24 protein-coding genes and 2 tRNA genes are annotated in these 26,215 nt (G+C 57.8%); 11 read left to right on the top strand and 15 right to left on the bottom strand.

All coding sequences use genetic code 11. The features are described 5' to 3' along the window. Positions 1–18: 18 nt before the first annotated feature. From BMZ32_RS00265 to BMZ32_RS00290, 6 genes are all read right to left on the bottom strand, one after another. Positions 19–3,087 (bottom strand): efflux RND transporter permease subunit, encoded by a 3,069-nt coding sequence (locus BMZ32_RS00265; RefSeq protein WP_090237888.1) that lies wholly within the window; start codon positions 3,085–3,087, stop codon positions 19–21. Beyond that, positions 3,084–4,115 (bottom strand): efflux RND transporter periplasmic adaptor subunit, encoded by a 1,032-nt coding sequence (locus BMZ32_RS00270; RefSeq protein WP_090237891.1) that lies wholly within the window; start codon positions 4,113–4,115, stop codon positions 3,084–3,086. The genes BMZ32_RS00265 and BMZ32_RS00270 overlap by 4 nt, the downstream gene beginning before the upstream one ends. A 94-nt stretch (positions 4,116–4,209) precedes the next feature. Next, positions 4,210–4,989 carry an ABC transporter permease gene (locus tag BMZ32_RS00275; RefSeq protein ID WP_090241459.1) on the bottom strand — a complete coding sequence of 260 codons (780 nt, stop codon included), beginning with the start codon at positions 4,987–4,989 and terminating at the stop codon, positions 4,210–4,212. 11 nt (positions 4,990–5,000) lie between these two features. Next, on the bottom strand, positions 5,001–5,933 hold the full coding sequence (locus tag BMZ32_RS00280; RefSeq protein WP_090237894.1) for an ABC transporter ATP-binding protein: 933 nt from the start codon (positions 5,931–5,933) through the stop codon (positions 5,001–5,003). A gap of 129 nt (positions 5,934–6,062) precedes the next feature. After that, positions 6,063–6,683 (bottom strand): glutathione S-transferase family protein, encoded by a 621-nt coding sequence (locus BMZ32_RS00285; RefSeq protein ID WP_090237898.1) that lies wholly within the window; start codon positions 6,681–6,683, stop codon positions 6,063–6,065. Positions 6,684–6,793: 110 nt separating this feature from the next. Continuing rightward, entirely contained in the window at positions 6,794–7,450 is a 657-nt protein-coding gene (locus tag BMZ32_RS00290) for a transglutaminase-like domain-containing protein (RefSeq protein ID WP_090237901.1), read from the bottom strand. Positions 7,451–7,601: 151 nt separating this feature from the next. Between BMZ32_RS00290 and BMZ32_RS00295 the strand changes: the two genes are divergently transcribed. Together BMZ32_RS00295 and BMZ32_RS00300 are read left to right on the top strand one after the other, a co-directional pair. After that, a complete protein-coding gene (locus BMZ32_RS00295; RefSeq protein WP_090237904.1) occupies positions 7,602–10,049 on the top strand; it encodes an acyl-CoA dehydrogenase in 2,448 nt (815 codons plus the stop codon). 117 nt (positions 10,050–10,166) lie between these two features. Next, entirely contained in the window at positions 10,167–10,577 is a 411-nt protein-coding gene (locus BMZ32_RS00300) for a PA2817 family protein (protein WP_090237908.1), read from the top strand. Positions 10,578–10,692: 115 nt separating this feature from the next. Here the strand turns inward: BMZ32_RS00300 and BMZ32_RS00305 are convergent. Beyond that, a tRNA-Gly gene (locus BMZ32_RS00305) sits at positions 10,693–10,768 on the bottom strand. A gap of 28 nt (positions 10,769–10,796) precedes the next feature. After that, positions 10,797–10,872, bottom strand: a tRNA-Glu gene (locus BMZ32_RS00310). 222 nt (positions 10,873–11,094) lie between these two features. Between BMZ32_RS00310 and BMZ32_RS00315 the strand changes: the two genes are divergently transcribed. Then, entirely contained in the window at positions 11,095–11,865 is a 771-nt protein-coding gene (locus BMZ32_RS00315) for a hypothetical protein (RefSeq protein ID WP_167376702.1), read from the top strand. Positions 11,866–11,917: 52 nt separating this feature from the next. Further along, positions 11,918–12,580: a glutathione S-transferase family protein gene (locus BMZ32_RS00320; protein WP_090237911.1), complete on the top strand. Its 663-nt coding sequence runs from the start codon at positions 11,918–11,920 to the stop codon at positions 12,578–12,580. A gap of 59 nt (positions 12,581–12,639) precedes the next feature. Here the strand turns inward: BMZ32_RS00320 and BMZ32_RS00325 are convergent, their stop codons facing one another. After that, positions 12,640–13,122, bottom strand: coding sequence for a GAF domain-containing protein (locus BMZ32_RS00325; protein ID WP_090237915.1), 483 nt, complete (start codon positions 13,120–13,122; stop codon positions 12,640–12,642). Further along, on the bottom strand, positions 13,115–14,008 hold the full coding sequence (locus BMZ32_RS00330) for an ATP-binding protein (protein ID WP_090237921.1): 894 nt from the start codon (positions 14,006–14,008) through the stop codon (positions 13,115–13,117). Before BMZ32_RS00330 ends, BMZ32_RS00325 begins: the two co-directional genes overlap by 8 nt. A gap of 99 nt (positions 14,009–14,107) precedes the next feature. Here BMZ32_RS00330 and BMZ32_RS00335 point away from each other — a divergent pair, with 99 nt between their 5' ends. Continuing rightward, a complete protein-coding gene (locus tag BMZ32_RS00335) occupies positions 14,108–16,420 on the top strand; it encodes a response regulator (RefSeq protein WP_090237924.1) in 2,313 nt (770 codons plus the stop codon). On the opposite strand, the gene BMZ32_RS00340 is transcribed toward BMZ32_RS00335, so the two are convergent. The 3 genes from BMZ32_RS00340 to msrB all read right to left on the bottom strand — a co-directional run bounded on the left by BMZ32_RS00340 (position 16,396) and on the right by msrB (position 17,876). Next, complete coding sequence (locus BMZ32_RS00340) at positions 16,396–16,869, bottom strand: MarR family winged helix-turn-helix transcriptional regulator (protein ID WP_090237927.1); 474 nt, start codon at positions 16,867–16,869, stop codon at positions 16,396–16,398. The two genes, BMZ32_RS00335 and BMZ32_RS00340, sit on opposite strands and share 25 nt — an antisense overlap. Further along, positions 16,866–17,351: a glutathione peroxidase gene (locus BMZ32_RS00345; protein WP_090237930.1), complete on the bottom strand. Its 486-nt coding sequence runs from the start codon at positions 17,349–17,351 to the stop codon at positions 16,866–16,868. The genes BMZ32_RS00340 and BMZ32_RS00345 overlap by 4 nt, the downstream gene beginning before the upstream one ends. 123 nt (positions 17,352–17,474) lie before the next feature. Then, a complete protein-coding gene (gene msrB, locus BMZ32_RS00350; RefSeq protein WP_090237933.1) occupies positions 17,475–17,876 on the bottom strand; it encodes a peptide-methionine (R)-S-oxide reductase MsrB in 402 nt (133 codons plus the stop codon). 244 nt (positions 17,877–18,120) lie between these two features. Here msrB and BMZ32_RS00355 point away from each other — a divergent pair, with 244 nt between their 5' ends. The 4 genes from BMZ32_RS00355 to htpX all read left to right on the top strand — a co-directional run bounded on the left by BMZ32_RS00355 (position 18,121) and on the right by htpX (position 21,559). Next, positions 18,121–19,332, top strand: a complete 1,212-nt coding sequence (locus BMZ32_RS00355) for a pyridoxal phosphate-dependent aminotransferase (protein WP_090237936.1) — start codon at positions 18,121–18,123, stop codon at positions 19,330–19,332. Positions 19,333–19,343: 11 nt separating this feature from the next. Further along, entirely contained in the window at positions 19,344–20,087 is a 744-nt protein-coding gene (locus tag BMZ32_RS00360) for an SDR family NAD(P)-dependent oxidoreductase (RefSeq protein WP_090237939.1), read from the top strand. After that, positions 20,087–20,539 (top strand): hypothetical protein, encoded by a 453-nt coding sequence (locus BMZ32_RS00365; RefSeq protein WP_090237942.1) that lies wholly within the window; start codon positions 20,087–20,089, stop codon positions 20,537–20,539. The genes BMZ32_RS00360 and BMZ32_RS00365 overlap by 1 nt, the downstream gene beginning before the upstream one ends. Positions 20,540–20,686: 147 nt before the next feature. Further along, the gene (htpX, locus tag BMZ32_RS00370) at positions 20,687–21,559 is read left to right on the top strand and encodes a protease HtpX (protein WP_090237945.1); all 873 of its coding nucleotides are present in this window, start codon (positions 20,687–20,689) and stop codon (positions 21,557–21,559) included. Positions 21,560–21,686: 127 nt separating this feature from the next. On the opposite strand, the gene BMZ32_RS00375 is transcribed toward htpX, so the two are convergent. Further along, positions 21,687–22,343, bottom strand: coding sequence for a thiopurine S-methyltransferase (locus BMZ32_RS00375; protein ID WP_090237948.1), 657 nt, complete (start codon positions 22,341–22,343; stop codon positions 21,687–21,689). Positions 22,344–22,513: 170 nt separating this feature from the next. Between BMZ32_RS00375 and BMZ32_RS00380 the strand changes: the two genes are divergently transcribed. Beyond that, complete coding sequence (locus BMZ32_RS00380; protein ID WP_090237951.1) at positions 22,514–23,284, top strand: DODA-type extradiol aromatic ring-opening family dioxygenase; 771 nt, start codon at positions 22,514–22,516, stop codon at positions 23,282–23,284. 67 nt (positions 23,285–23,351) lie between these two features. On the opposite strand, the gene BMZ32_RS00385 is transcribed toward BMZ32_RS00380, so the two are convergent. Then, the gene (locus tag BMZ32_RS00385; protein WP_090237953.1) at positions 23,352–25,028 is read right to left on the bottom strand and encodes a DEAD/DEAH box helicase; all 1,677 of its coding nucleotides are present in this window, start codon (positions 25,026–25,028) and stop codon (positions 23,352–23,354) included. 375 nt (positions 25,029–25,403) lie between these two features. Between BMZ32_RS00385 and BMZ32_RS00390 the strand changes: the two genes are divergently transcribed. Beyond that, entirely contained in the window at positions 25,404–26,195 is a 792-nt protein-coding gene (locus BMZ32_RS00390; RefSeq protein WP_090237955.1) for a crotonase/enoyl-CoA hydratase family protein, read from the top strand. The last annotated feature ends 20 nt before the right edge of the window (positions 26,196–26,215 follow it).

A 26,215-nucleotide genomic window follows, 5' to 3' on the forward strand; every position in this document is an offset into this window, starting at 1 on the left:
CGCGCCGGCCACCCCAGCCTAGACCGCTGCCATGCCCTCATCTTGCGGCTTAATCGGCCGCCAGCGGCGCAGCAACATGTACAACGTCGGAATCACAAACAACGTGAAGAAGGTGCCGACCAGTAGGCCGCCGACAATCACCAGGCCGATCTGCTGACGACTTTCTGCGCCCGCCCCCGTGGCAATGGCCAGCGGCACCGAGCCCAGCACCATGGCGCCGGTGGTCATCAGAATCGGTCGTAGCCGCTGTACTGAGGCCTCAATCACCGCCGCGCGGACCTCATGCCCCTGGCGCAACAAGACGTTGGCAAACTCAACGATCAGGATGCCGTGCTTGGTAATCAAGCCAATCAACGTGACCAATCCGATCTGCGAGTAGATGTTCAAGGTGCCGCCAAACAGGGTCAGCGCCAGCAAGGCCCCGGCCATCGACAACGGTACGCTGAAGAGGATGATCAGCGGATCGGTAAAGCTCTCAAACTGCGCCGCCAGCACCAAAAAGATGAAGGCCAGAGCCAGGGCGAAGATCAGCGCGATGCCCGCGCTGGATTCCTTGAAGTCCCGAGAAGTACCGGTGTAGTCGTACTGGGTCTCAGCCGGGAACACCGTGCGCGCGGTGCTTTCCAGATGCGTCAGGGCTTCGCCTAAAGTGAAGCCGGCGCCGACGTTAGCACTCACCGTCACCGCGCGCAGCTGGTTGAAGTGGTTGAGCTCACGTGGCGCTACGGTTTCGCGTACCTCAATCAGGTTGGACAACTGCACCATGCTGTCATCACGGCCACGCACATACACACGGTCGAGATCCTGCGGGTTGCTGCGATCGACGTCCTGCAACTGCACCAGCACATCGTACTGCTCGCCGTTCTGCTTGAAACGGGTTACCTGGCGACTGCCAAACAGGCTTTCCAGGCTGCGGCCAATGGTGGCCACATCGGTGCCCACCGAGACGGCCTGTTCGCGATTAACCGCCACTTTGAGCTGCGGAGCATTGAGCTTGAGGTCGCTGTCCAGGCTTTCCAGTCCCGGATAATCGCGCAGCGCGTTGAGCAACTCATCGACATAGCCCTGCAACTCGCGGTATTCCATGGATGAGCGAATCACGAAGTTGACCGGCTGATTACGCGCACTCTGCCCCAGTGGCGGGCGATTGACCGGGAAGGCGCGTACACCGGCAATTTCCTGCAGTTTGGGGAACAGCTCGTTACGGATCTCGAACTGGCTGCGCAAGCGATCTGCCCAGTCCTCCAGCTTCATAAAGGAAATACCTTGGGCCACCGTGGGGAAGCCGGCCACCACTAAGTAGCGGTTGGTTTCAGCGATGCTGGCGTAGGCGTCCTCGATCTCTTTGGCATAACGCCCGGTGTAATTGATGGTGGCACCGTCCGGGCCACTGAACACGCCGATAATGGTACCCGTGTCCTCGGTCGGCGCTAGCTCGGACTTGAGCCCAGAGAACAGCAGCACACACGCCACCACGGTCAGCAGCAGCACGCCCACTACCAGCACCCAGGCACTGAGCGCCTTAGCCAGCAAATGTTTATAGCTGTAGGTCAGGCCGTTGAGGAATTTCTCGATCAAGTTGTACACGCGGTTATGCCGCTCACCGGTCTGATGCGGCTTGAGCAGCAGCGCACACATCATCGGCGTCAGGGTCAGGGCAACGAAGCCCGACACCAGCACTGCACCCGCCAGGGTCCAAGCGAATTCGGTAAACAACTTGCCGGTGGTGCCCTGCATAAAGCCGATGGGGGCGAATACCGCGGCCAAAGTCAGGGTCATGGCGATCACCGCAAAGGCAATCTCGCGGCTGCCCTTAAACGCCGCCTGCATAGGCTGCATGCCTTCTTCGATGTGCCGGTGAATGTTCTCCAGCATAACGATCGCATCGTCCACCACCAGACCGATGGCCAATACCATCGCCAACAGCGTTAAGGTGTTGATGGTAAAACCCATCAGCGACATCAGCGCAAACGCACCGATCAGTGACACCGGAATGGTCACCAGCGGAATCAAGGTGGCACGCAGCGAGCGCAGGAAAATAAAGATGATCAGGATGACCAGCCCCACCGCTTCCCAGATGGTGATAAATACGTTGTCGATCGACTCGCGGATAAACAGCGAGTTGTCGTTGGCCACCGCCATTTCCATGCCTTCGGGCAGCAGCGCTCGTACATCCGGCATCGCGGCAGTTAAGCCATCAGATATATCCAGCGGGTTAGCAGTGGCCTGCTTGATCATGCCCATCGACACAGCAGCTTGGCCGTTGAAACGGACAATACTGCGCTCGTCCGCCGCGCCGATTTCGGCATAGCCGACATCGGCCAGGCGCAGCAGGTAACCGCGCGAATCATCAAGAATCAGCTGGTTGAACTGCTCCGGGGTATTCAGGTCGGTTTCCGACAGCACAGTGAATTCGCGCTGCTGCGACTCGATACGCCCGGCCGGGATTTCCACATTCTGCCGCCGTAGGGCGTCTTCCACGTCCTGTACGGTGAGGTTGTGCGCCGCGAGCTTCTCCGGGTCGAGCCAGATGCGCATGGCGAAGGTGCGCGCGCCGCGGATCTGCACTTCGGAAACGCCAGGGATGGTCTGCAGGCGATCCTTGATCACCCGCTCCAGCACGTCGGTGATCTCCATCGCGCTGTAACGGTCGCTGTAGAACGCCAGCCAGATCACCGGTTGCGCATCGGCCTCAACTTTCTGCACGATCGGCTCGGCGATTTCATCCGGGAGCAAGCCACGCACCCGGCCCAGGCGATCACGCACATCGTTGGCAGCCTCATCAGAGTTACTGCCAAGGCGGAACTGCGCGGTGACCTGGGTGTTTTCCGAGCGGCTGATGGAGCTGACAAAATCCAGCCCCTCGATACCCGACAGCACATCCTCGATTGGCTGCGCGACCTGCGACTCCATGATCTCCGGGCTGGCACCGGGGTAACTGACGTTAACCGTGACAATCGGCACGTCGATATTCGGGTACTCGCGCACCGCCAAACGGTCGTAGGCCATCAGTCCGAGCAGCACCACGATTAGCGACAGTACGGTGGCAAACACCGGCCGGCGGATGCAAATATCCGACAGGGTCATGGTGCAGGCTCCACCACCTTGGTGCGTACCGGCGAGCCGGCTCGAACCTTCTGCCAACCAGCGCTGATCAACATCTCGCCGCCTTGCAGGCCCTCGACCACTTCGACCTTGCCAGCCTGACGCTTGCCTAGAATCACTTCACGCAGTTCAACCTTGCCCTCGACCACTAGGTTGACCAGCCGCTGCTCACCCACCGGCATCACCGCCTCTTCTGGAATCACCAACGCGTTCGGCCGCTCGGCCAAGATCACCGACACGCGGACAAACTGCCCAGGGCTCAAGCGACCTTCATGGTTGCTGATGTGCGCACGAATGGCCTGGCTGCGCCCGGCTTCGTCCAGGCGCGGGTTGATGGCGAAGACCTCGCCGCTGAAGCGCTCGCCCGGATAAGCATCCAGGCTGATTTCGATGGTCTGTTCTAGACGAATCTGGCTTACGGCTTTCTGTGGAATACGGAAATCGACCTTGAGCGGGTCGAGCACTTCTAGGTTGACGATGTTCTGACCTTCGCTGAGGTAATCGCCAGGACTGACCTGACGCAAACCCAGCACGCCCTCATAGGGTGCGAGGATGCGCGTCTTGTCCAGGCGTGCCTGCGAGAGTGCCAGGCTGGCCCGCGAGGCTTGCTGTTCAGCATTGGCTTCATCCAGTGCCTGCGCATTGCTGGCACCACGCTTGAAGAGCATCTGCGCGCGCTGGAAGTTCTTTTCTGCCAAGTTCAAGTTGGCTCGCGCTTGGGCAAACTCGGCGCGGCTGATTGAATCATCCAGACTGACCAGCAAGGCACCCGCCTCAGTGTGCTGACCTTCACGAAAATGCAACTGGGCGATGCGACCAGCGATTTCCGGGCGGATCATCACTGACTCATCTGGGCTGAGCGAACCAAATGTCACCAACTCGTCGCGCACCAGACCACTTTCGACCTTGACCACTTCCACCATTGGCCCTTCGTTGGCATGCGCCTGCACAGGGGTGAGGGAATACAACAGAGCAACAGCAACGAGAAGAGCAGGTGCGCGGGCAAACATATACAACCCCTAGTAATTGTAGAGGCTGAGTCTAACGGCCGAGCCGCGCTGATCAGCCGTTAAAACTGTTTCCCAATATTTGGATCTATTCTGGCTACTGACGCATACCACGGCCGCTGACCAACAGGCGGATACATACGCCGTAGAGCACCGCAGTGGCCACCAGCATAAAACTGATGGCCACACCGATGCGGATATCCGAAACACCGAGAATGCCGTAACGGAAGGCATTGACCATGTGCAGCACCGGGTTAACCAGCGATACCGTCTGCCAGAACGGCGGCAGCAGGTTGATCGAGTAAAACACCCCGCCCAGGTAGGTCAGCGGCGTCAGTACAAAGGTCGGGATAATTGAAATATCGTCAAAGTTGCGCGCAAACACCGCGTTGATAAAGCCACCGAGGGCGAAGATAGTCGCGGTCAACAGCACCACCAGCACGGTCACACCCAAGTGATGCACCTGCAGCTTGGTGAAAAACATCGACAGCATGGTAACGATAAAGCCGACTGCCAGGCCGCGTAGCACACCGCCGGTCACATAGCCGGTGAGGATGATGTGCGGCGACACCGGCGAGACCATCAGCTCCTCAATCGAGCGCTGGAATTTGCTGCCAAAGAAGCTCGACACCACGTTGCCGTAGGAGTTGGTGATCACCGACATCATGATCAGCCCAGGCACGATGTACTCCATATAAGTGAAGCCACCCATGTCACCAATCTGCCGGCCGATCAGGTTGCCGAAGATCACGAAGTACAGAACCATAGTGATCGCTGGCGGCAGCAGCGTTTGCGGCCAGATACGGGTGAAACGACGAATCTCGCGGTAAACGATGGTGCGCAGCGCCACCATATTGGCGGCCAGCTCGGAATTCAGATAATTGCTGCTCATACGACCGCCCCTGCCAAGTTCTTCTCAACCAGAGAGACGAACAGCTCCTCCAGGCGATTGGTTTTATTACGCAAACTGAGCACTTCGATGTTCTGCAGCGCCAACTGACGGAACAGTTCGGTAATGCCCTGGTTTTTGTCCACCTGCACCTCAAGGGTGTGGTGATCCAGCAGCTGCGCCGCGTAGCCAAGCAACTGCGGCGGCACCAGCAGCGATTCCTTCAGATCAAGCAGGAAGGTTTCCACGTGCAGGGTCTTGAGCAGGTCCTTCATGCTGGTGTTTTGCACTATCCGACCATGGTCGATGATGCCGATGTTGCGGCACAGCTGTTCGGCCTCCTCTAGGTAGTGCGTGGTGAGAATAATGGTGATGCCCTGCTGGTTGAGTTCGGTAAGAAAACTCCACATCGAGCGGCGCAGTTCGATATCGACACCCGCGGTCGGCTCATCAAGGATCAACAAACGCGGCTCATGCACCAGTGCGCGGGCAATCATTAAGCGGCGCTTCATACCGCCGGAAAGCTCGCGTGACGGCACATTGTGCTTGTCCCACAAACCGAGCTGGGTGAGGTATTGCTCGGCACGCGCCTTGGCGATTTTTGCAGGAATGCCGTAATAACCGGCCTGGGTCACGACAATGTCGAAGGCTTTCTCGAACTGGTTAAAGTTGAATTCTTGCGGCACCACACCCAGGCAGCGCTTAAGCGCCGAGGGCTGTTTATCCAGATCATGGCCGAACACATTGACGCTGCCGCTGCTTTTAGTCACCAGCGTCGAGAGGATACCAATGGTGGTGGATTTACCGGCACCGTTAGGGCCTAGCAACGCGTAAAAGTCACCTTCAGCTACGTCTAGGTCGATGCCATGCAACGCCTGGAAGCCGTTGCCATACGTCTTGGTCAACTGGCGAATGGACAGAGCAGTACTCATAAGAAATACACACACCAAAAAATGAAAGAATTGAATGCCTGACTCACGCGGCAGGAACAGTCGCCAAGTCTAGCGCCAGCACGCCAGCTGGCTAGAGGTTTTCTCAGTCGCCGCCCTGCGTTGAGCAGCTTAGGTCAATGCTGTCATCACTGACGTCCGGTATGCCGGGCGCTCCTGCAAGCGTGTGTACCAAGCCTGCAGATGAGGCAGCTGTGGCCGCTCAATGGGCATCTCAAACCACGCGTAGATGAAGCAGCCTAAAGGAATATCGCCCATCCCAAAGTTAGCGCCCGAGAGGTAGGGCTGCGAGGCCAGCGCTTGGTCTGCCGCCTCCAGCAACTCACCACAGCGCGTGAGCGCGGCCGCAATAACGTCATAATTGCGTTGCTCAGGCGGAGTACGCAGGGTACCCAAAAACAGATCGCGAAATGGAGCAGCAAGTGTGGATGTAGTCCAGTCCATCCACTTATCCGCCTGGGCACGTTGTATAGGATCTTTGGCATACAAAACGCCGTCAGCGTATTGCGCTGCTAGGTAGCGGACTATGGCATTGGACTCCCACAGCACCAGGCCATCATCTTCAATTACCGGCACCAGACCATTGGGGTTCATTGCGAGATAGCCCGGGTCATTAACCAAACCAAACGCCCCTCCCGCATCGATTGCTTCATACGGTACGCCGGCCTCCTCTGCGCACCACAACACCTTGCGCACATTATTGGAGTTTTTACGGCCCCAAATTTTCAGCATCGCCTGAGTTCCTTCGGCTGGGTTAATCAACATTCTTTGACTGCCATCCTACTATCCCACCCCGAAGAAAACAGACACGGAAATTGATGTTGGCTATCGAGCGGCTTAATTTAGCCCTCGGCCTCGCGGTGCATATCCCCCACTACCGGCGGCGCATCATCGTTAAATAAATGCGGATAACACTGCTGTAAATGACCGAAAAAGAGCGGCACTGGCACATCAGCAAAGTGACCGTGGCTGCGCAGGTATTCCATATGCTGCTGGCCGTGTTCGTTGTAAGGCTGAAATACGCTGTCGTGAATACCATCGAACTCCAGTGCAGTGACCTTGAGCAGCTCACACAAGGCCAAGTTAAACGCCGGAGTGGCCTTAACCCAGCGCTCGTTCAGATACAGCTCGGTGTAACCATGCATGGCGAATACGTCGCTGCGCAGCATCTCTAGCAGACGCGGGGTGGCCAAGTGATTGCGTACATCAGCAAGGCCAATACGTGCGGGAATACCACAATGGCGGGCGCAGGCGGCGAGCAAGGCAGCTTTTGGCACGCAATAACTCTCCGCGGCCTGCAGCGCATAACTGGCCTTCAGGGTTTCTGCATCGAGGCTGAATACATAGGGGTTGTAGCGAATTTCATCACGCACCGCGCAGTACAGACTAATGGCCTGCTCACGCGGGTCGCGACTGGTACCACGAAATTTTTCTGCGAACTCCACCAGCGCAGGGTGGTCACTATCGATGAAGCGGCCGGGCTTGAGGTATTCGAGCATCAGGGTTTCTCCGTGACTGAGAAACCAGTCTAGCGAAGCGAGCCCGGCCAATGTAACGACGATTCAGCCAAGCTCACCGCTCTTGTCGCCATCTGTGGCGACTACGCTCATGATGGTGCATCAAACACATCGTCATCACGGAGGATTCTGCATGCTCGCTCTCTGGTTACTCGTCCTGCTGTTCGGCACGGCCTACCTCGCCCATCGTCGTTGCGCGCCGCTGCCCGCAATCGCCATAGTCGGTGGTTTCTTGCTTCTGATGGGCATCTTCAGCCACGCCCCCACCTGGCTGATGGGCATTTTCTGGCTGTTACTGCTGGCCGTAGCACTGCCCCTGCTCCTGCCGCAACAACGCCGAAGCCTGCTCAGCGCCCCGTTATTCAAGTGGTTTAAGCAAACATTGCCACCCATGTCTGCCACCGAACGCGACGCCATCGAAGCCGGTACGGTGTGGTGGGATGGCGAGCTGTTTAGCGGCCGCCCCAACTGGGACACCCTGCTCGCCTACCCCAAGGCGCAACTGACCGAGGAAGAACAGGCCTTTATTGATGGCCCGACCGAAGCACTCTGCGCCATGGTCAGTGACTGGCAAATTGGCCAAGAGATGGACCTGCCTGCTGAAGCCTGGGCGCACATCAAGGAACACGGCTTTTTTGCCCTGATCATCCCCAAAGAATATGGCGGCAAAGGCTTCTCAGCCTACGCCCACTCGCAAGTGGCGATGAAGCTGGCCACCCGCTCCGGCGACCTGGCCTCTACCGTGATGGTGCCCAACTCACTCGGCCCTGCTGAATTGCTGCTGCATTACGGCACCGACGAACAACGCAACCACTACCTGCCGCGCCTGGCCAGCGGTGAAGATATTCCCTGCTTTGCCCTCACCGGGCCGCTGGCAGGCTCTGACGCCGGTGCCATGCCCGATACCGGGATCATCTGCAAAGGCCAATGGCAAGGTAAGGAAGTTATCGGCCTGCGCCTGAATTGGGAAAAGCGCTACATCACCCTCAGTCCAGTGGCGACCCTACTCGGCCTGGCCTTCAAGGCCTACGACCCCGAGCACTTACTGGGCGAGAAGGAAGACCTGGGCATCAGCCTGGCGCTGGTACCGACCGAAACCGCTGGGGTAGAAATCGGCCGCCGTCACCTGCCTCTCGGTGCCGCCTTTATGAACGGCCCCAACTCCGGCAAGGATGTATTCATCCCACTGGATTACCTGATCGGCGGCCAGGAGATGCTCGGCAAAGGCTGGATGATGCTGATGAACTGCCTGTCTGTCGGGCGTTCCATCTCTCTGCCGGCAGTGGGCACCGGTGCCGCCAAGTTCACCAGCCTGACTACCGGCCAGTACAGCCAGATCCGCGAGCAATTCAACGTGCCCCTGTCTGCCTTTGAAGGCGTACAAGAAGCCATGGCCCGGATTGGCGGCAACGCCTGGCTGATGGACAGCGCGCGCATCCTCACGGCCAACGCCGTGGACCTCGGAGAGAAGCCCTCGGTGCTGTCGGCCATCCTCAAGTACCACCTGACCGAACGTGGCCGTGAGTGCATCAGTCACGCCATGGATGTGCACGGCGGTAAGGGCATCATCATGGGCCCGAACAACTACCTCGCCCGCTCATGGCAGGGCGCACCTATTTTCATCACTGTGGAAGGGGCCAATATCCTTTCACGCAACCTGATGATCTTTGGCCAGGGCGCGATTCGCTGCCACCCCTATGTACTCAAGGAAATGGCCCTGGCCAGCCATGAGGATCAAGATCAGGCCTTGCGGGAGTTCGATGAGCTGCTGCTGCAACATGTCGGCTTTGCCGTAAGCAACGCCGCCAGCAGCCTGTTGCTCAGCCTGGGCTTCGGTAGCTTCAGCCAGGAACCCGGTGATGACATCAGCCGGCCATACTTCCGCGCGCTCAATCGCCTGGCAGCCTCTTTTGCCCTACTCGCCGACACCAGCATGATGATCCTGGGTGGCGAGCTGAAACGCCGCGAGCGCTTGTCGGCACGCCTGGGTGATGTACTCAGCTATCTGTACCTGGCTTCAGCAGCCCTCAAGCGCTACCACGATCTGGGCTACCCAGAACACTCCCAACCCATGTTGCGCTGGGCCATGGAAGAGAGCCTGAGCAAGGCCGAACAAGCCTTGGAAGAACTGCTGGCAAACTTCCCCAACAAGCTGTTGGGTTGCGCCCTGCGCGTGCTGGTGTTGCCACTAGGCCGCAGGCATAAAGGGCCGAGCGATGAACTGGATGCGCAATTGGCCGCCATTATCGGTCGCAACAGTGGCGACCCGGCGCTGGAGGAGCTGCTCGAAGGCTGCTACCGCCCGCAAGGCGAACAGGATCCGGTGGGTGCGTTACAATATGCGATGAACCTGCTGCAAGACGCACAACCGTTACAGAAGAAGCTGCACAAAGCCGTCAAATCAGGTGACGTTGAGGAAATGCCTGGGCAAAGCCTGATTGATGCCGCGCTGGCTGCCGGCGTCCTCAGCAGCGACGAGGCGCATAGCCTGCAACAGGCTGAAGCCGCACGCCGCGTGGTGATCGATGTCGATGACTTTGCCAAAGAGGAACTGACCCTAAGCTCTGGCAAGGTGCGCTAGGGCCAAATCCGGCTTCGCGATATGACGACTGCAACGAAGCCGGGATACACCTCAATCAGGACAGCGGGCGGCGTCGGCTTTATACTGCGCCGCCCGTTTTACCTACAGGATTGCCCCATGGCCAACGTTCACATCGACCACCACCTCGCCCTGCTCCAGCACCTGCGCACCATATTGGTGGCTTTGGGCGAAGCCGAGCAGATCCTCGATGACAGCCACGCCATGTACCTGGAGCGCTACGACGAATTGCTCAGCGACCTGCCGAGCGATCCCGAAGCCAGCCTCTACCTGGGGCAGGACTTGATCAGCCAGATCTTTCAGCGCTACCCGCAAATCGCCCACCTGGTACCACGCGACCTGCTGTGGTTCTTCGGCGGTGATTGCCTGCACTTTATGCCAGATGATGAAATCGAGATGTATCAGGCCCTTGAAGAGCGCCGCTTCTACGCCGCAGAACACGATGAGCCGTTCGACTGGAATCAAGAAAAGCAGTTGCTGACTATGCCCACCCAAGGCGGCACGCACTAAACTGACGTCAAAGCACAGAAGAAAAAAGCCCGCACAGCATCACCGGCGGGCTTTTTTCAGTAGTCAAACCTGCAGCCACAAAAAAGCCGCTCACTGAGCGGCTTTTTTGTTTATTTGGAGCGGGAAACGAGACTCGAACTCGCGACCCCGACCTTGGCAAGGTCGTGCTCTACCAACTGAGCTATTCCCGCGGTTACAACATGTAGCAACAACAAAAAATGGCGTCCCCTAGGGGACTCGAACCCCTGTTACCGCCGTGAAAGGGCGGTGTCCTAGGCCACTAGACGAAGGGGACGCAGCCCGGAAGCTAAAACTTCTATCCGGCTTCTACGCGTTTTGCCGTGAGGCATTGCGCTTCGAAGTGGCGCGCATTCTATTGAGCCTTTGCAGGCCCGTCAACCTCAATGTAAAAAATTTTATAAATCAAAGACTTCAGCTGCAAAACCGCAGCTACTCTATGAGCCTCAGCGCTAAGGCACTACACTCGGGCGAAACCGGTAATCGAGAGACTGCACCCATGTCACCACTCGTGATTACCATATTGATTGTTTCTGGCATCGGTCTGTTGATCATCATTGCCTACATCAATCATATGGTCGAGAACAACAAACTGGAGAAGGCGCGCATCAAAGCCGACCTCAACGATCGCCTGCGCCGCAGCACCGACCTCGCAGAAACTCTCCCCGGCCAACTGATGACTCCAGCCCTGAAGCTGCTACTGAGTCGCCTGCAGCTGCACTTCAGTGAACGCATGCTGCTGTTGGAAAAAGGTAACAACACCCTCAAAGCGCGCATTGAAGAGTTACGCAAATTGATCGCACAGGGCGAATCCATTGTCGTAAACAACCCACCACAACCCATCCTCAATGAAGCCAAGGCCAAGGACGTTCGCTATCAGCTGGAGAACCTGCACGGCCAACTCACCCGCTGCGCCAAAGAAGGCATTATCCCAAGCAGCGATGCCAAACACTGGTTGCAAGAAGTGCGGCATATGCTGACCCAGGTGCATATCGAATTTTTTGGCAACCTCGGCCAGCAAGCCTTGCAAAAGAACCAGCCCGGTCAGGCACGCCTAGCATTTGAGCGCGGCGTACAGTACCTGCGCAAACAGCCTGATCCAGCCCCCTATCAGACCACCCTGAAGAAATTCCAAGAACAACTCGCCCGCGCCAATGCCCTGGTGCTGGAAACCAGCAATACCGACGCCGAACAGACCAGCGAACTGGATGCAGGCCTTGAATCGCTGGATGGCGATGACGAATGGAAGAAGAACAATATCTACGATTAATCCTCCCCGGCGCGCAGTGTGTGCGCTAATGACCTGCTAACGAGAGTCACACATGAGCCTGACTGTTTACGGTGCCCCATTGTCGCCCTACGTCCGTAAAGTTCGCCTGGTGCTAGCTGAAAAGGCCCTGGACTATCAACTTGAGATCGTTCTGCCATTCGCTCAGCCCGACTGGTTTAAAGACCTGAACCCACTGGCGCGCATTCCGGCTCTCAAAGACGGCGAACTTGTCCTCGCTGACTCCAGCGTGATTTGCCAATACCTCGACGACAAGCATCCAGAGCGCGCCAGCCTACTCGGGCAAAATGCCGAACAACGCGCGCAGGTACGCTGGCTAGAAAAATACGCCGATTACGAGCTGGCGCCGCTATGCACCTTCACTGTATTCCGCAATCGAGTATTGAAGCCAAGCATGGGCAAGAGTAGCGATGAGGCCGCCGTGCACAAAGCCCTGCATGAGCAGCTTCCGCCTCATTTCGACTACCTGGAAAAAACCCTTGGGGCTACCGAATACTTGGTCGGCGACAGCCTGACCCTGGCTGACCTAGCCCTCACCTGCCAGCTGGTCAATATGCAACATGGTGATGAGCAGATCGACGCCCAGCGCTGGCCTAACCTGAGCGCGCATTACGCGCGAATCAAGGCGCGCACTTCGGTGCAGGGTGTATTGCCGAGCGAGCAGAAGATGCTCGCCAAGATGAGAGCAAACGCCTAAACGTCAGCCCAAACAGCAAAAAGCCCGGCTAGTCCGGGCTTTTTGCTGTTTGGGCTGGCTTAACAATCAGTGAGTTCGACAAACACCGCTGCCAGGCGCTCGATACCTGCTTGATCTGCCACGCTAAAGCGCGCCAGCGACGGGCTATCAAGGTCTAACACGCCAAGCAAACGCCCGCCCTTAAACAGCGGCACCACCAGTTCGCTATTGGAGGCGCTGTCGCAGGCAATATGCCCGGTAAAAGCATGCACATCCTCGACCCGCTGGGTTTGTCCGGTAGCTGCTGCAGCACCGCAAACACCCCGACCGAAGGGAATCCGCACACACGCGACATTGCCCTGGAAAGGCCCCAGCACCAACTCCTCACCCCGCGCCAGATAAAAGCCCGCCCAGTTCAAGTTGCCGATTTGTTGAAATAAAAACGCAGAAAACTGCGCCGCGTTAGCAATAAAGTCCCGCTCATCCGCCAGCAGTGCCTGCAGTTGCGTGGCCAGAAACGGATAGTCCTCGAGCCCCTGCTCGCTTGGTTGTAGATCAATCATTAGTTTTACTCAGTAATTGCAGCCCTACCCAGTCACGGGCAAATTGATAGGCACAGCGGCCGTTACGGTTACCGCGAGCCAAGGCCCAGCGGATCGCCGCCTTCTCTAGCGTTTCATCCCACTGCCAGGTCAAACCAGCCTGCTCAGCATGCACCTCAACCCAGTGACGCACGACGTCAATGAAGTGCTCCTGCGTGAAGGGGTAGAACGACAGCCATAGACCGAAGCGGTCAGACAGCGCGATTTTATCCTCAACCGCCTCACTGGGATGCAACTCGCCATCAACACGCTGCCAGTGTTCGTTGTCACTCTGTTTTTCCGACACCAGATGACGACGGTTGGAAGTGGCATACAGAAGCACATTGTCCGGCGCACGCTCCAGAGAACCGTCGAGCACGGTTTTCAGCATGCGATAGTCACCTTCACCGGCCTCGAATGACAGGTCATCGCAGAACAGCACAAACCGCTGCGGCAACTCGCTCAGCTGCTCGACGATACGCGGCAGATCAGTCAGATGATCACGCTCGATCTCGATCAGGCGCAGCCCAGCCGACGCATGCTCAGCTAATAGCGCACGCACCAGTGATGATTTACCGGTACCGCGTGCACCCCAGAGCAGAGCATGGTTGGCCGGTAAGCCCTGCATAAACTGCTGGGTATTGCGCGCCAGCTGGTCACGCTGACGATCCACGCCAATCAAATCGGCCAGACCGACATCTAGATTGACCTTGAGCGGCGCGAGAAACCCGCTACGTCCGTCATGCTGCCAACGTGCCGCTAAACACTGCTGCCAGTCGATAACAGGCCGCTGCGCCGGCAATAAGGGTTCCAACCGCGCTAGTACAGACTCAGCCTGCAATAAAAAAGCACTTAACCGTGAATCCACAACACACTCCAAGGTCTTCGAACCGCTTGGCCACTGCCGCCCAGTGAGGCAGATGGGCTATGCTTGGCTGGCAATTCAATACGAGAGTAATTAGCCCATATGGATATAGCGCTAACCCAACGCCTGTCATTTAAACAGGCCGGCTTAACCGTCTTGGTAGCCTTTATCCTCGGCACGGCGCTCAGTTTGGTCCAAGTGGGCATCGATTATGCCAGCGAAGATGCCTCCATCGATCGCGAGATTAATGCGCTGATGGAAATCAGCCATAACCCTGCGGCGCGCATCGCCTACAACATCGACGCCGAGCTGGCCCAAGAGCTAGTGCTGGGCCTGCTGCGCTCACCCGCCGTGATCAGCGCACAAATCATCGACAACAACCAGCTGAGCCTGGCTAGCGTCAGCCGACCCGCCATGCAAAATCGCTACCGGGTGCTCAGTGATTTCATGTTTGGCTCACGCCGACACTTCGAGACCGCTCTATTCGTTAGCCACTCCCCCACTGAAGCCCTAGGCAAACTGAGCCTTGAAGTGGACACCTATGCATTTGGCAGCCACTTCCTGCGCCGTTCGCTGCTGACCCTGCTTACTGGGTTCGCCCGCAGCCTGTTGTTGTCACTCATCCTGCTGGTGATGTTCTATTTTATGCTGACCAAGCCGCTGACCGGCTTTATCCGCGCCCTCAGCGAACGTGACCTGCGCAGCCCCAACCACAACAAACTGCCCTACCCTCACGGCCATGAGCGCGATGAAATCGGCGTATTAGTCAACGTTACCAATCGTCAGCTGGCCAGCATCGCCAGCGAAATCGCACAACGCCAAGACGCTGAAGAACGCCTGACCCGCTACCTGGCTGAGCTGGAGGACATGGTCTCGGCGCGCACCGAGCAGCTGGAAGCCGCCAACAGCCGCCTGCTCGACTCCAATAGCGAGCTCGAAGCCGCCAGACGCATAGCATTGGACATGGCCCAGGCACGCTCGGCCTTCCTAGCCAATATGAGCCATGAGATTCGCACCCCACTCAACGGTCTATTGGGCATGCTCGCGCTGTCCCTGGACGGACCTTTGAATAACCAACAGCGTCAGCAATTGTCGATTGCCCACGACTCAGGCGAAGTACTGGTCGAGCTACTCAACGACATTCTCGACCTATCAAAATTCGAGGCCGGACAGCTTGAACTGGAACACATCGCCTTCGATCTCGGGAGCATGATCGAAGAAACCGCCAATCTGCTTTCACAGAACGCCGCACCCGGCGTCGAACTGACTTGCCTGATCGACCCACTGCTGCCCAACCAGCTACTCGGCGACCCGACCCGGATTAGGCAGATCGCCAGCAACCTACTGTCCAACGCTCTGAAATTCACCCGCCATGGCCGCGTCGACATCCGCGTTAACGCTCAGGCAGGTGGCGTTAGGCTGATTGTGCGCGACACCGGCATCGGCATCGCCGAAGACGCCCAAACACGGATATTCCACCCGTTTGCCCAAGCTGGCGTTGGCATTACCCGACAATTTGGCGGTACCGGCCTGGGCCTGGCCTTGACCCGACGCCTCTGTGAAGCCATGCATGGTCGGCTCAGCCTAGAAACACGTGAAGGTTTTGGCAGTACCTTTAGCATTGATCTGCCGCTGCCCAGCAAAGGCACTATTGTTCAAGCCCCGCAACTGCGCGGGCGCATTCTCGGGCTCAGCCCAGCCAACTCCGGGCTCAGCGAACAACTGGCCAACCTGCTGCCCAGCTGGGGGCTGCAATATCAACAGCTAGATGCCGATACCGGTCTGGATAAGATCGAGGCCGATCTGCTGATCAGCGATTGCCCACAGCGCTTGAGTGAACTGCGCGCACTCTCCGATCTGCCAATTATGCTGGTCAGCGCCTATGGCGACTTCCTCAGCGAGGAACAGGTACAAGCACTCTCGCCCATTGAGCAACTGGCGCGGCCGCTATCACGCCAGGCGCTGCTGCAGGCCCTGCGGCGCACCCTCGGCCAAGCCGAAGTGCATGCCCCCGAACAGTCCAGTGAGCCACAACGCAACCGCCAAGCCCGCGTGCTGCTGGTGGAGGACAACCCAGTTAATCAGCTTGTAGCCAAAGGCTTGCTGGGCAAACTAGGCTGCGAAGTGCTGCTGGCTAATCATGGCGCAGAAGCCCTGAAGCTACTGGAAACCCAGACAGTCGATTTGATCTTGATGGACTGCAATATGCCGGTCATGGATGGCTATGAAACCAGCCGCAGGATTCGCCAGAAAGCCGAGTTCACCGCGTTACCCATCGTTGCTCTGACGGCCAATGCGCTGTCTGATGAACGCGAGCGGTGCCGCGCGGCAGGGATGACCGATTACCTGGCCAAGCCCTTCCGTAAGGACGAACTAGCGGCCCTGCTCGATCAGTGGCTGAGCTCGGTCAGTTGATCCAGCAGCACACCCACCTGGTTACGCAATGCGGTGACGGCATCCAGATCAACCGTGCGTTCACAGAGCAGCTGATTTTTCAGCGGCAACACCTGTTCACGCAGCGCACAGCCGCTCGACGTTAACGCCAAATGCACCTCTCGCTCATCACTGGCCGAACGCTTGCGTTGCAACAAGCCCTGCAGCTCCAGGCGCTTGAGCAGCGGCGTCAATGTGCCGGAATCCAGCAGCAAGCGTTCGCCCAGCGCCTTAATCGTCGGTAGCGCTGGCGGCTGCTGCTGCCACTCCCACAGCACCAGCATGGCCAGATACTGCGGGTAGGTCAGCCCCAACTTGTCGAGCATCGGCTTATACGCACGGATCACCGCCCGTGAGGCCGCGTAGAGTTTGAAGCACAGCTGGTTGTCCAGTTGCAGCCCCTCATCCGCGCGCAAGCCGAGTACGGTCATTTCAGCAGCGCTTCAATCTCGGCAGTTAGGTCTTCAGGCTTAGTGGTCGGAGCGAAACGCTTGATCACCTGGCCGTCGGCACTCAGCAGAAACTTAGTGAAGTTCCATTTGATGCCCTGACTGCCGAGTAGGCCCGGCGCACTTTTCTTCAGATTGACGAATAACGGATGGGCATCGCTGCCATTGACGTCGACCTTTTTAAACAGCGGAAAGCTCACGCCGAAGTTCAGCTCGCAGAATTCAGAAATCGCCCCATCATTGCCAGGTTCCTGCTTGCCGAACTGATTGCAGGGGAAGCCCAACACCACCAGCCCCTGATCTTTGTACTGCTGCCAAACGTTTTCCAGGCCCTTGTATTGCGGAGTGAAACCGCACTTGCTGGCGGTATTGACCACCAGTACGGCCTTACCGCCGAAATCAGCCAAGGTCTTTTGCTCGCCCTTGATGGTGGTGACGGGAATATCGAAGAGTGCGTTGCTCATGCGGGTCATCCTAAAAGTGGGTATGGGCAAAAACTAGCGTGCAATTAAATTGCATGCAATTTAATTTGTGAAAATAAGGCCCGCTGATAGCGGGCCACAGCATCATTGTTTAGTCGCAAAAAATCAGCCGTCAGTTTTAGCGACCAGCTTGAGCGATGCCGAATTGATGCAGTAACGCAGCCCTGTCGGCGCTGGTCCATCGGGGAAAACATGCCCCAAGTGGGCTTCGCATTTAGCACATTTGACCTCAATACGGTGCATACCGTGATTGAAGTCATCCAGGCTGGTGATGGCTTCGTTGCTGACTGGCTGAAAGTAACTGGGCCAGCCGCTGCCGGAGTCAAACTTGGCATCGGAGTCGAACAGCTCGGTCTGGCAGCAGGCGCAGTGGTAAATACCCGGCACTTTGCTGTCATGGTACTCGCCACTAAATGCGCGTTCTGTACCGCCCAGACGGCAGACATGAAACTGCTCCTCGGAAAGCTCTTCACGCCAACTTTCTAAGGGTTTATCTAACTTATTCACAGGCAAGTCTCCTCAATAGAAAAATCGCCGGAAGCGATTTTAAACGTCGCGTAGCGACGGCCAGAAGGATGGCAACCATGGATGGCACACCATAAAAAAGCCCGACCAGTACCTTTGCCAAGGTCGGGCTGCCACGTATCATTCGCCCCCAGTCTGTCACCGGCGTTACAACCTGCCAAGGCGCGTTATAGCGCAGCTTTTTGCAGGGTAATTCAGCGGCGCTTCACCATTCGGGATTACTTACATGCAGTTCAGCAAATCGAACAAGCTCGCCAACGTCTGTTATGACATCCGCGGGCCCGTGCTCAAGCACGCCAAACGCCTGGAAGAGGAAGGTCATCGCATCCTCAAGCTGAATATCGGCAACCCGGCGCCGTTCGGTTTCGAAGCACCTGAGGAAATCCTCCAGGACGTCATCCGTAATTTGCCGACGGCGCAGGGCTATAGCGACTCCAAGGGCCTGTTCAGCGCGCGTAAAGCGGTGATGCAGTACTACCAGCAAAAGCAGGTCGAAGGCGTTGGCATTGAGGACATTTACCTCGGCAACGGTGTTTCCGAGCTGATCGTAATGGCCATGCAGGCGCTCCTCAACAACGGTGATGAAGTGCTGATCCCGGCGCCCGACTACCCGCTGTGGACGGCTTCCGTAGCGCTGGCTGGCGGTAAACCGGTGCACTATCTATGCGACGAACAAGCGGGCTGGTTCCCCGACATCGCCGACATGAAGGCTAAAATCACCCCTAACACCAAAGCCTTAGTGTTGATCAACCCGAACAACCCCACCGGCGCGGTGTATTCCAAGGAAGTGCTGCTGGACATTGTCGAACTGGCGCGCCAGCACAACCTAGTGCTGTTCTCCGACGAAATCTACGACAAAATCCTCTACGACGATGCGGTGCATATCTGTACCGCAGCGCTTGCCCCGGACGTGTTGTGCCTGACCTTTAACGGTTTGTCGAAGTCCTACCGCGTCGCTGGCTTTCGCTCCGGCTGGGTGGCAATTTCCGGGCCCAAGCACCGCGCTCAGAGCTATATCGAAGGCATCGATATCCTCGCCAACATGCGCCTGTGTGCCAACGTGCCGAGCCAGCATGCAATCCAGACAGCCCTCGGTGGCTACCAGAGCATCAATGACCTGGTGTTGCCACAAGGCCGCTTGCTGGAGCAACGTAACCGCACCTGGGAGCTGCTCAACGACATCCCCGGCGTCAGCTGCGTCAAACCCATGGGCGCTCTGTATGCCTTCCCCAAGATCGACCCAAAAGTCTGCCCCATCCACAACGATGAGAAGTTCGTCCTTGACCTGCTGCTCTCGGAAAAACTGCTGATCGTGCAGGGCACCGCTTTTAACTGGCCGTGGCCGGATCACTTTCGCGTGGTAACCCTGCCGCGTGTAGATGAGCTGGAAATGGCCATCGGCCGCATAGGTAGCTTCCTCAAAACCTATCAACAGTAACGGAGAGCCGCATGCGCCAGAACAAACGCTACCTGCTGACCGGAGCCAGTTCTGGCATTGGTGCCGCCCTGGCCCGTGAATTGGCGGGCAAAGGCTATGCCCTGGCTCTGGCTGCTCGCCGTGAGGACAGCCTGCACTTGTTGGCCGCGGAACTGCAGGCACGCTTTAACTGCAAGGTGCTGGTGTTGCCGCTGGATGTAACCGACTACGCCGCCTGCCAGGATGCCGTAGCCCTGGCCGCCACTGCCTTAGGCGGATTAGACGGGATTATCGCCAACGCCGGCATTGCGCTCACCGGCAAAGCCGGCGGTGGTTACTTCGACCGCGCCAAGCGCACAGTGGAAACCAACCTGATCGGTGCTATCGCTTGTCTGGACGCCGCCTGCGCGCTGTTTCGCCAACAGGGCCACGGTCACCTGGTAGCAGTTGCCTCCGTGGCAGGTAAGCGCGGCCTGCCACATACGGCAGCCTATTCGGCCAGCAAGGCCGGTTTGATCAGCTACATGGAAGCGACCCGCGCCGAACTGCTGGGTAAAAACATCGACACTACCTTACTGCTGCCGGGCTTTATCGACACCCCGCTGAACAGCGACATGCCCAGCCGACCTTTTCTAATTGATGTGGAGCGCGGCGCGGCGCTGATTGCGCGTCACATCGACAAACGCAGCACCAGTGCATATGTGCCGGGTTGGCCCTGGGCGCTGCTGGGGCGTGTGCTGCCTTACCTTCCCACCTCAATAATTAGCAAATTCTGATGGACCTGCAGATCGACGACTTCTACAAGGATGCCGCCGCCGGCATGCTGACCCTTTATCAGGCGTTCCCCAGCAAGGCTGCACTGTATGTCGAAGACTTAATCGGCCGCGAAGAGCCCGACGAGTTTGGACTGCCCACGCCACGCCATCAAAGCTGCCTGGGCGCGTTGTTGTGGCTGGCCGAAGAAGGCTATATACGCTTCGACACCACCATTGGCTATGACGCTTTGGATCAGGCGGTACTTTCCGAAAAGGGCTTTCTGCGCCTGACCCGTGGCGTGCCCCACGCCTTGCGCGAAGGCGACGCTCTGCCGCCTAGCGTACGCCGTGTACACGCTACTTTGGCCTTTCAGCTACGTGAAGCGCTGGGGCAACGCCACGGCGAGCGCGTCGCCCGCCTCACCCGCTTACTGTTCGAAAGCAGCCTCAGCGGCACAAGCGACATAGTTTGAAATAGTCGCCAGGTTGAACTGCTGGGGGGTGCGCCCTTATATAGCCGACAGAATCAAATAGCAGGCGGTTGATAAACCCGGCGAAGCTGCCAGAACAGATTTATCAGCGGCTTGACAGATATTTCCCGTGAGGAGTCTCAATACACCATGATGCGCATTATGTTGTTCCTGGCCACCAACATTGCAGTGTTGATCATCGCCAGCATCACCCTGAAACTGCTCGGGGTTGACCGCTTTACCGGCCAGAACTACGGCAGCCTACTGGTCTTCTGCGCCGTGTTCGGCTTTGCCGGCTCTCTGATTTCGCTATTCCTGTCTAAGTGGATGGCGAAGATGAGCACCAAAACCGAAATCATCACCCAACCGCGCACCCGTCACGAACAATGGTTACTGCAGACCGTGGAAGAGCTGTCCCGCGAAGCCGGAATTAAGATGCCGGAGGTCGGCATCTTCCCGGCCTACGAATCGAACGCCTTCGCCACCGGTTGGAACAAGAACGATGCCCTGGTTGCGGTCAGCCAAGGTCTGCTGGAGCGCTTCTCGCCCGATGAAGTTAAAGCCGTACTGGCCCACGAAATCGGTCATGTGGCCAATGGCGACATGGTCACCCTGGCGTTGATCCAGGGTGTGGTGAACACCTTTGTGATGTTTTTTGCACGGATCTTCGGCAACTTTGTCGATAAAGTGATCCTTAAAAACGAAGACGGCCCCGGTATTGGTTACTTCGTCGCCACCATCTTCGCTGAACTGGTACTCGGCATCCTGGCCAGCATCATCGTCATGTGGTTCTCACGTAAGCGCGAATTCAAGGCCGACGACGCCGGTGCCCGCCTGGCCGGTACTGGCGCCATGATCGCCGCCCTGCAGCGCTTGCGCGCTGAGCAGGAAGTGCCCGTGAACATGCCCAACAGCATGATGGCCTTCGGCATCAACGGTGGCCTCAAGCATGGTCTCGCTGGCCTGCTGATGACCCATCCTCCGCTGGAAGACCGTATCGAAGCCCTGCGTCAGCGCGGCTGAGTACACCATCAAGAAAAAGGGCGACTTCAGAGTCGCCCTTTTTTTCGTCTGCCATCCTTGCAGGCCACCCTACGGCCATCGCCAAGTAACGCTAGAAATGCCTCACCAGGACTTTTCCGCCGCAGATTTAGTTTTTATCCAAGCGATACACCCGCTCATCCAGACGCTCAAGGCCGCGCTTGAGAAATCGCCAGTTATCGCCCAACACATTGGCACTGGCCAAGTGCTGCAACTGCCAATGAGCGGCAAACAGCCGCTGCACCTCATCATCCGCAACGGCAAAGGGTGGCCCCTCCATTTGCCCTTGGTCATAATCCAGCGTTACCAGTAGCCCCTGACAGCCCGCTGGCAAAACTTGCGTCAGGTGCGCCACATAGCGCTCGCGCATAGGCGCAGGCAATGCAATCAACGCAGCACGGTCGTAAAGGCCAACGCAGCCGACCAACTGCTGCGCACTCAAGGCGAAGAAATCGCCACAGTAGATCTCTACGTTACCAGCCTGATAACACCTGAAAGCCCCGACCTCGCTAACCACTGGCTGCAACTCATGCTCAGTGAAGAAGTCCTCGACTGCACGCTGCGCCAACTCAACCCCGATCACCTGATAACCCTGCGCGGCCAGCCAAGCCAAATCCAAACTTTTGCCACACAACGGCACTAAGACGCGCGCGCCCTCGGCCAACCCCAGCGCCGGCCAGTAACGCTGTAGATACGGATTGACCTCGGCTAGGTGAAAGCCAATTTCACTACGCGACCAGCGTGTTTGCCAAAACTCTGCGTGCATAACAACTCCTGTAAATACTCTCCGACGATCCTGCCGCAAAGCAGCAGCGAAGACCAACAATTAACGCCATGCATTAACAATCGATAAAACCGATTAATTAAGCCGGATAATTACACTTTCACACCCAAACTGACCGATGGATGATATAGACCATCGATCAGGAGCCCGCCATGTCCTTACCCAGTCTGTTTATTTCCCACGGCTCACCCATGCTCGCCCTGCAACCCGGTGCCAGTGGCCCCGCCCTCGCTTGCCTGGCTGAGCAGCTGCGCAAACCACGCGCCATTGTGGTGGTGTCAGCGCACTGGGAAAGCCGCGAACTGTGGGTTGGCAGCGCCGCCAAACCGGACACGTGGCATGACTTTCGCGGTTTTCCAGCTGAGCTTTATCAGGTGCAATACCCAGCGCCCGGCGAACCACAACTGGCCGGCGAAATCGTGACGCTGCTGGCGCGAGCCGGCCTGGCTACGCAACTCGATACCAAGCGACCGTTTGATCACGGCGCCTGGGTGCCGCTGACACTGATGTACCCACAAGCGAATATTCCCGTGGTGCAAATATCGCTGCCTAGCCAGCATGGCCCAGCCCTGCAGCGTCAGATGGGCCAGGCTCTGGCCTGCTTACGCGCACAAGATGTGCTGCTGATTGGCTCCGGTAGCATCACCCACAACCTTGGGGAACTGGACTGGCAAGCGAGCCCAGACCGCATTGAACCCTGGGCTCAAGCCTTTCGCGATTGGATCGTCGACAAACTCACCCAACAGGATCACGCCGCTCTGGATGATTACCGCCGGCAAGCGCCCCATGCCACGCGCAACCATCCCAGTGATGAACACTTATTGCCGCTGTTTTTCGCCGCCGCTGCCGGCGAGCAGTTCAAGGTCGAACACAGCGGCTTCACCCTTGGCGTACTGGGGATGGATATTTATAGCTTTAAGTAAGAATCTGCCTAAGACAAACAGCAAAAAAAAGCCCCGCACTAGGCGGGGCTTTTTTAATCAGCGACGATTAATCTTCGCGATAGCGACGCAGCTTGAGCGGCTTACCGCCCACGCGGGTATCTTTCAGCTTGCCCAGCAGACGATCAAGACCTTCTTCCGGCAACTCGACCAGACTGAAGCTCTCGCGCACTTGAATGCGACCGATGTCTTCACGGGCCAAGTCGCCTTCATTAAGGATGGCACCGAGCAGGTTCTTCGCGGCGATACCGTCGCGCGCACCCAGCGCAGTGCGGCAACGCGCTTTGCCTTCACTCAACGGCACTGGAGCACGACGCTCACGGCTGCCTTCACGATCAGGACGCTCAGTGCGCTCGCTACGCTCACGCGGACCGCCGCTGCTTCCTGGTACTAGTGGCTGATCACGCTCAACTTCAGTCAACGTCAGCGCTTGGCCATTGGTGGCCTTGCGCAGCAGGGCTGCGGCCAGCGCACGCGGGCTGCAACCGATGTCAGCAGTCAGACGATCAAGCAACTCACCGTGGCTGGCTTCAGCATCAGCTACCAGCGGCGCCAAGCTATTGGTAAGTTTCTTGATGCGCGCATCCAGCACCTGCTTGGCGTCTGGCAGCTTTACCTCACCGACTTTTTGACCGGTAACACGCTCAATCACTTGCAGCATGCGACGCTCACGCGGAGTGACCAGCAGCAGTGCGCGACCGGTACGACCAGCACGGCCAGTACGGCCAATACGGTGCACGTAAGATTCTGGGTCGTACGGCATGTCCACGTTCATCACGTGGGTGATGCGCGGTACGTCGAGGCCACGAGCGGCAACGTCGGTGGCAATCACGATGTCTAGGCGACCATCTTTCAGCGACTCGATTACGCGCTCACGCTGGTTCTGCGCGATGTCGCCGTTCAGCGCGGCAGCCTTGTAACCCTTGGCTTCCAGCGCAGCGGCCAGATCCAGGGTAGCTTGCTTGGTGCGCACGAAACCGATCAGTGCATCGAACTCTTCGACTTCCAGTAGACGCAGGACAGCAGCGTGCTTCTGGTCGGCGTGAACCATCAGGTGCACCTGCTCAATGGCAGTTACGGTCTGAGTTTTAGTTTCGATCTTGACGTGCTTAGGGTCACGCAGGTGCTTTTCAGCGATGGCACGGATCGAGTGCGGCAGCGTGGCGGAGAACAACACCGTCTGACGGCTTTCCGGCATGGCCTTGAAGATCACTTCGAGGTCATCCATAAAGCCCAGCTTGAGCATTTCGTCGGCTTCGTCGAGGACCAAGTGCTGAATGGTCGACAGCACTTTCTCATCACGACGCAGGTGGTCAACCAGACGACCCGGCGTGGCCACAACAATCTGTGCACCATTACGGATGGCCTTGAGCTGCGGGCCCATCGGTGCACCGCCGTATACGGCGATAACATTAACGCCCGGCATTTGCTTGGCGTAGGTTTCAAACGCGGTGGCAACCTGCAACGCCAGTTCACGGGTCGGCGCGAGGATAAGCGCTTGTGGCTGACGCTTGGCCGGGTCGATGCGGCTGAGGATTGGCAGAGCAAAGGCCGCGGTTTTACCGGTACCGGTCTGCGCCTGGCCGATCATGTCGTGGCCGGCAAGGATGACTGGAATTGCTTGAATCTGAATAGCCGAAGGCTCTTCATAGCCAGTGGCAATTACTGCAGCGAGAACATTGGGGTGTAGATCGAGAGCGGCGAAGCCGCCGATTTCCTGGGTCATGGGTCTGCCTCAAGTGCATCCGCAAAGACCCATATTCCAAAGCTACGCATGCCGTGTAAGACCCGAGAGTCACCCTGGCAGCCATGTCGGCGGGGATTTGCGAAAACGTGTAATAAATGAATCGTCAAGGATAGTCCGCAAAAAGGGACTAACTGCCAAAGTTAACCTTCGGGCGAGCTGTACTACCTGAACGTGGCCAAGAATTGACCGGCGCGCACTATACCGGAAAACCAGGCTGATGTGCCGGAATTTCCACTTAAAGACCATAAATAAAGCCTGCGGCGTGCCATATGGCCATCCTCTGATAGCCTCAAACTGCCAAACTGTAATAGTTGCAGCGCCAACTTACTTAACCTGCGCACAAGGACTCATGCCATGACCCAAAGCACCAGCGGCCGTGTCAGCCGTGAAAAACGTGGCCATATCATGTTGATCGGCCTGGACCGAGCGAACAAACGCAACGCCTTCGACATGTCTATGCTCGACGATATATGCCTGGCCTACGGTGAGTTTGAACGCGACAGCGAGGCGCGAGTGGCGCTGGTATTTGCCCATGGGGAGCACTTCACCGCTGGCCTAGACCTGGCCAATGTGGCGGCACAGTTCGCCGCCGGCTGGCAAATCCCCCAAGGCGGCTGTGATCCCTGGGGTGTCTTCGGCGGGCCACGGGTGAGCAAACCAGTGATCGTTGCCGCGCACGGTTACTGCTTTACCATCGGTATCGAGCTGATGCTGGCCTCGGACATCAACCTCTGTGCGAGCAATACCCGTTTTGCCCAGATGGAAGTGCAGCGCGGCATCTTTCCCTTTGGCGGTGCGACCCTGCGCATGCACCAAACGGCAGGCTGGGGCAACGCCATGCGCTGGTTACTCACCGGCGACGAGTTCGACGCCCACGAGGCTTATCGCCTGGGCCTGGTGCAAGAAGTTGTGGCCAGCGAAGAGTTGCTGCCCAAAGCCCTATGGCTGGCAGAACGCATTGCTGCGCAGGCACCGCTGGGCGTGCAAGCCACCCTCGCTTCGGCTCGCCAGGCCGTGATCGAAGGTCCGGTAGCGGCGGCGGCCAGCTTGCACCCGGCTGTAACCCGACTGATGGCCAGCGAAGATGCTCAGGAAGGCGTGAGGGCCATGCTGGAGCGTCGCCCAGGCGATTTTAAAGGTCGTTAAGCCGAACAGTCCGGCGCTCT

Origin of the sequence: Pseudomonas guineae, from assembly GCF_900113745.1 — a bacterium.
GTDB lineage: Bacteria > Pseudomonadota > Gammaproteobacteria > Pseudomonadales > Pseudomonadaceae > Aquipseudomonas > Aquipseudomonas guineae.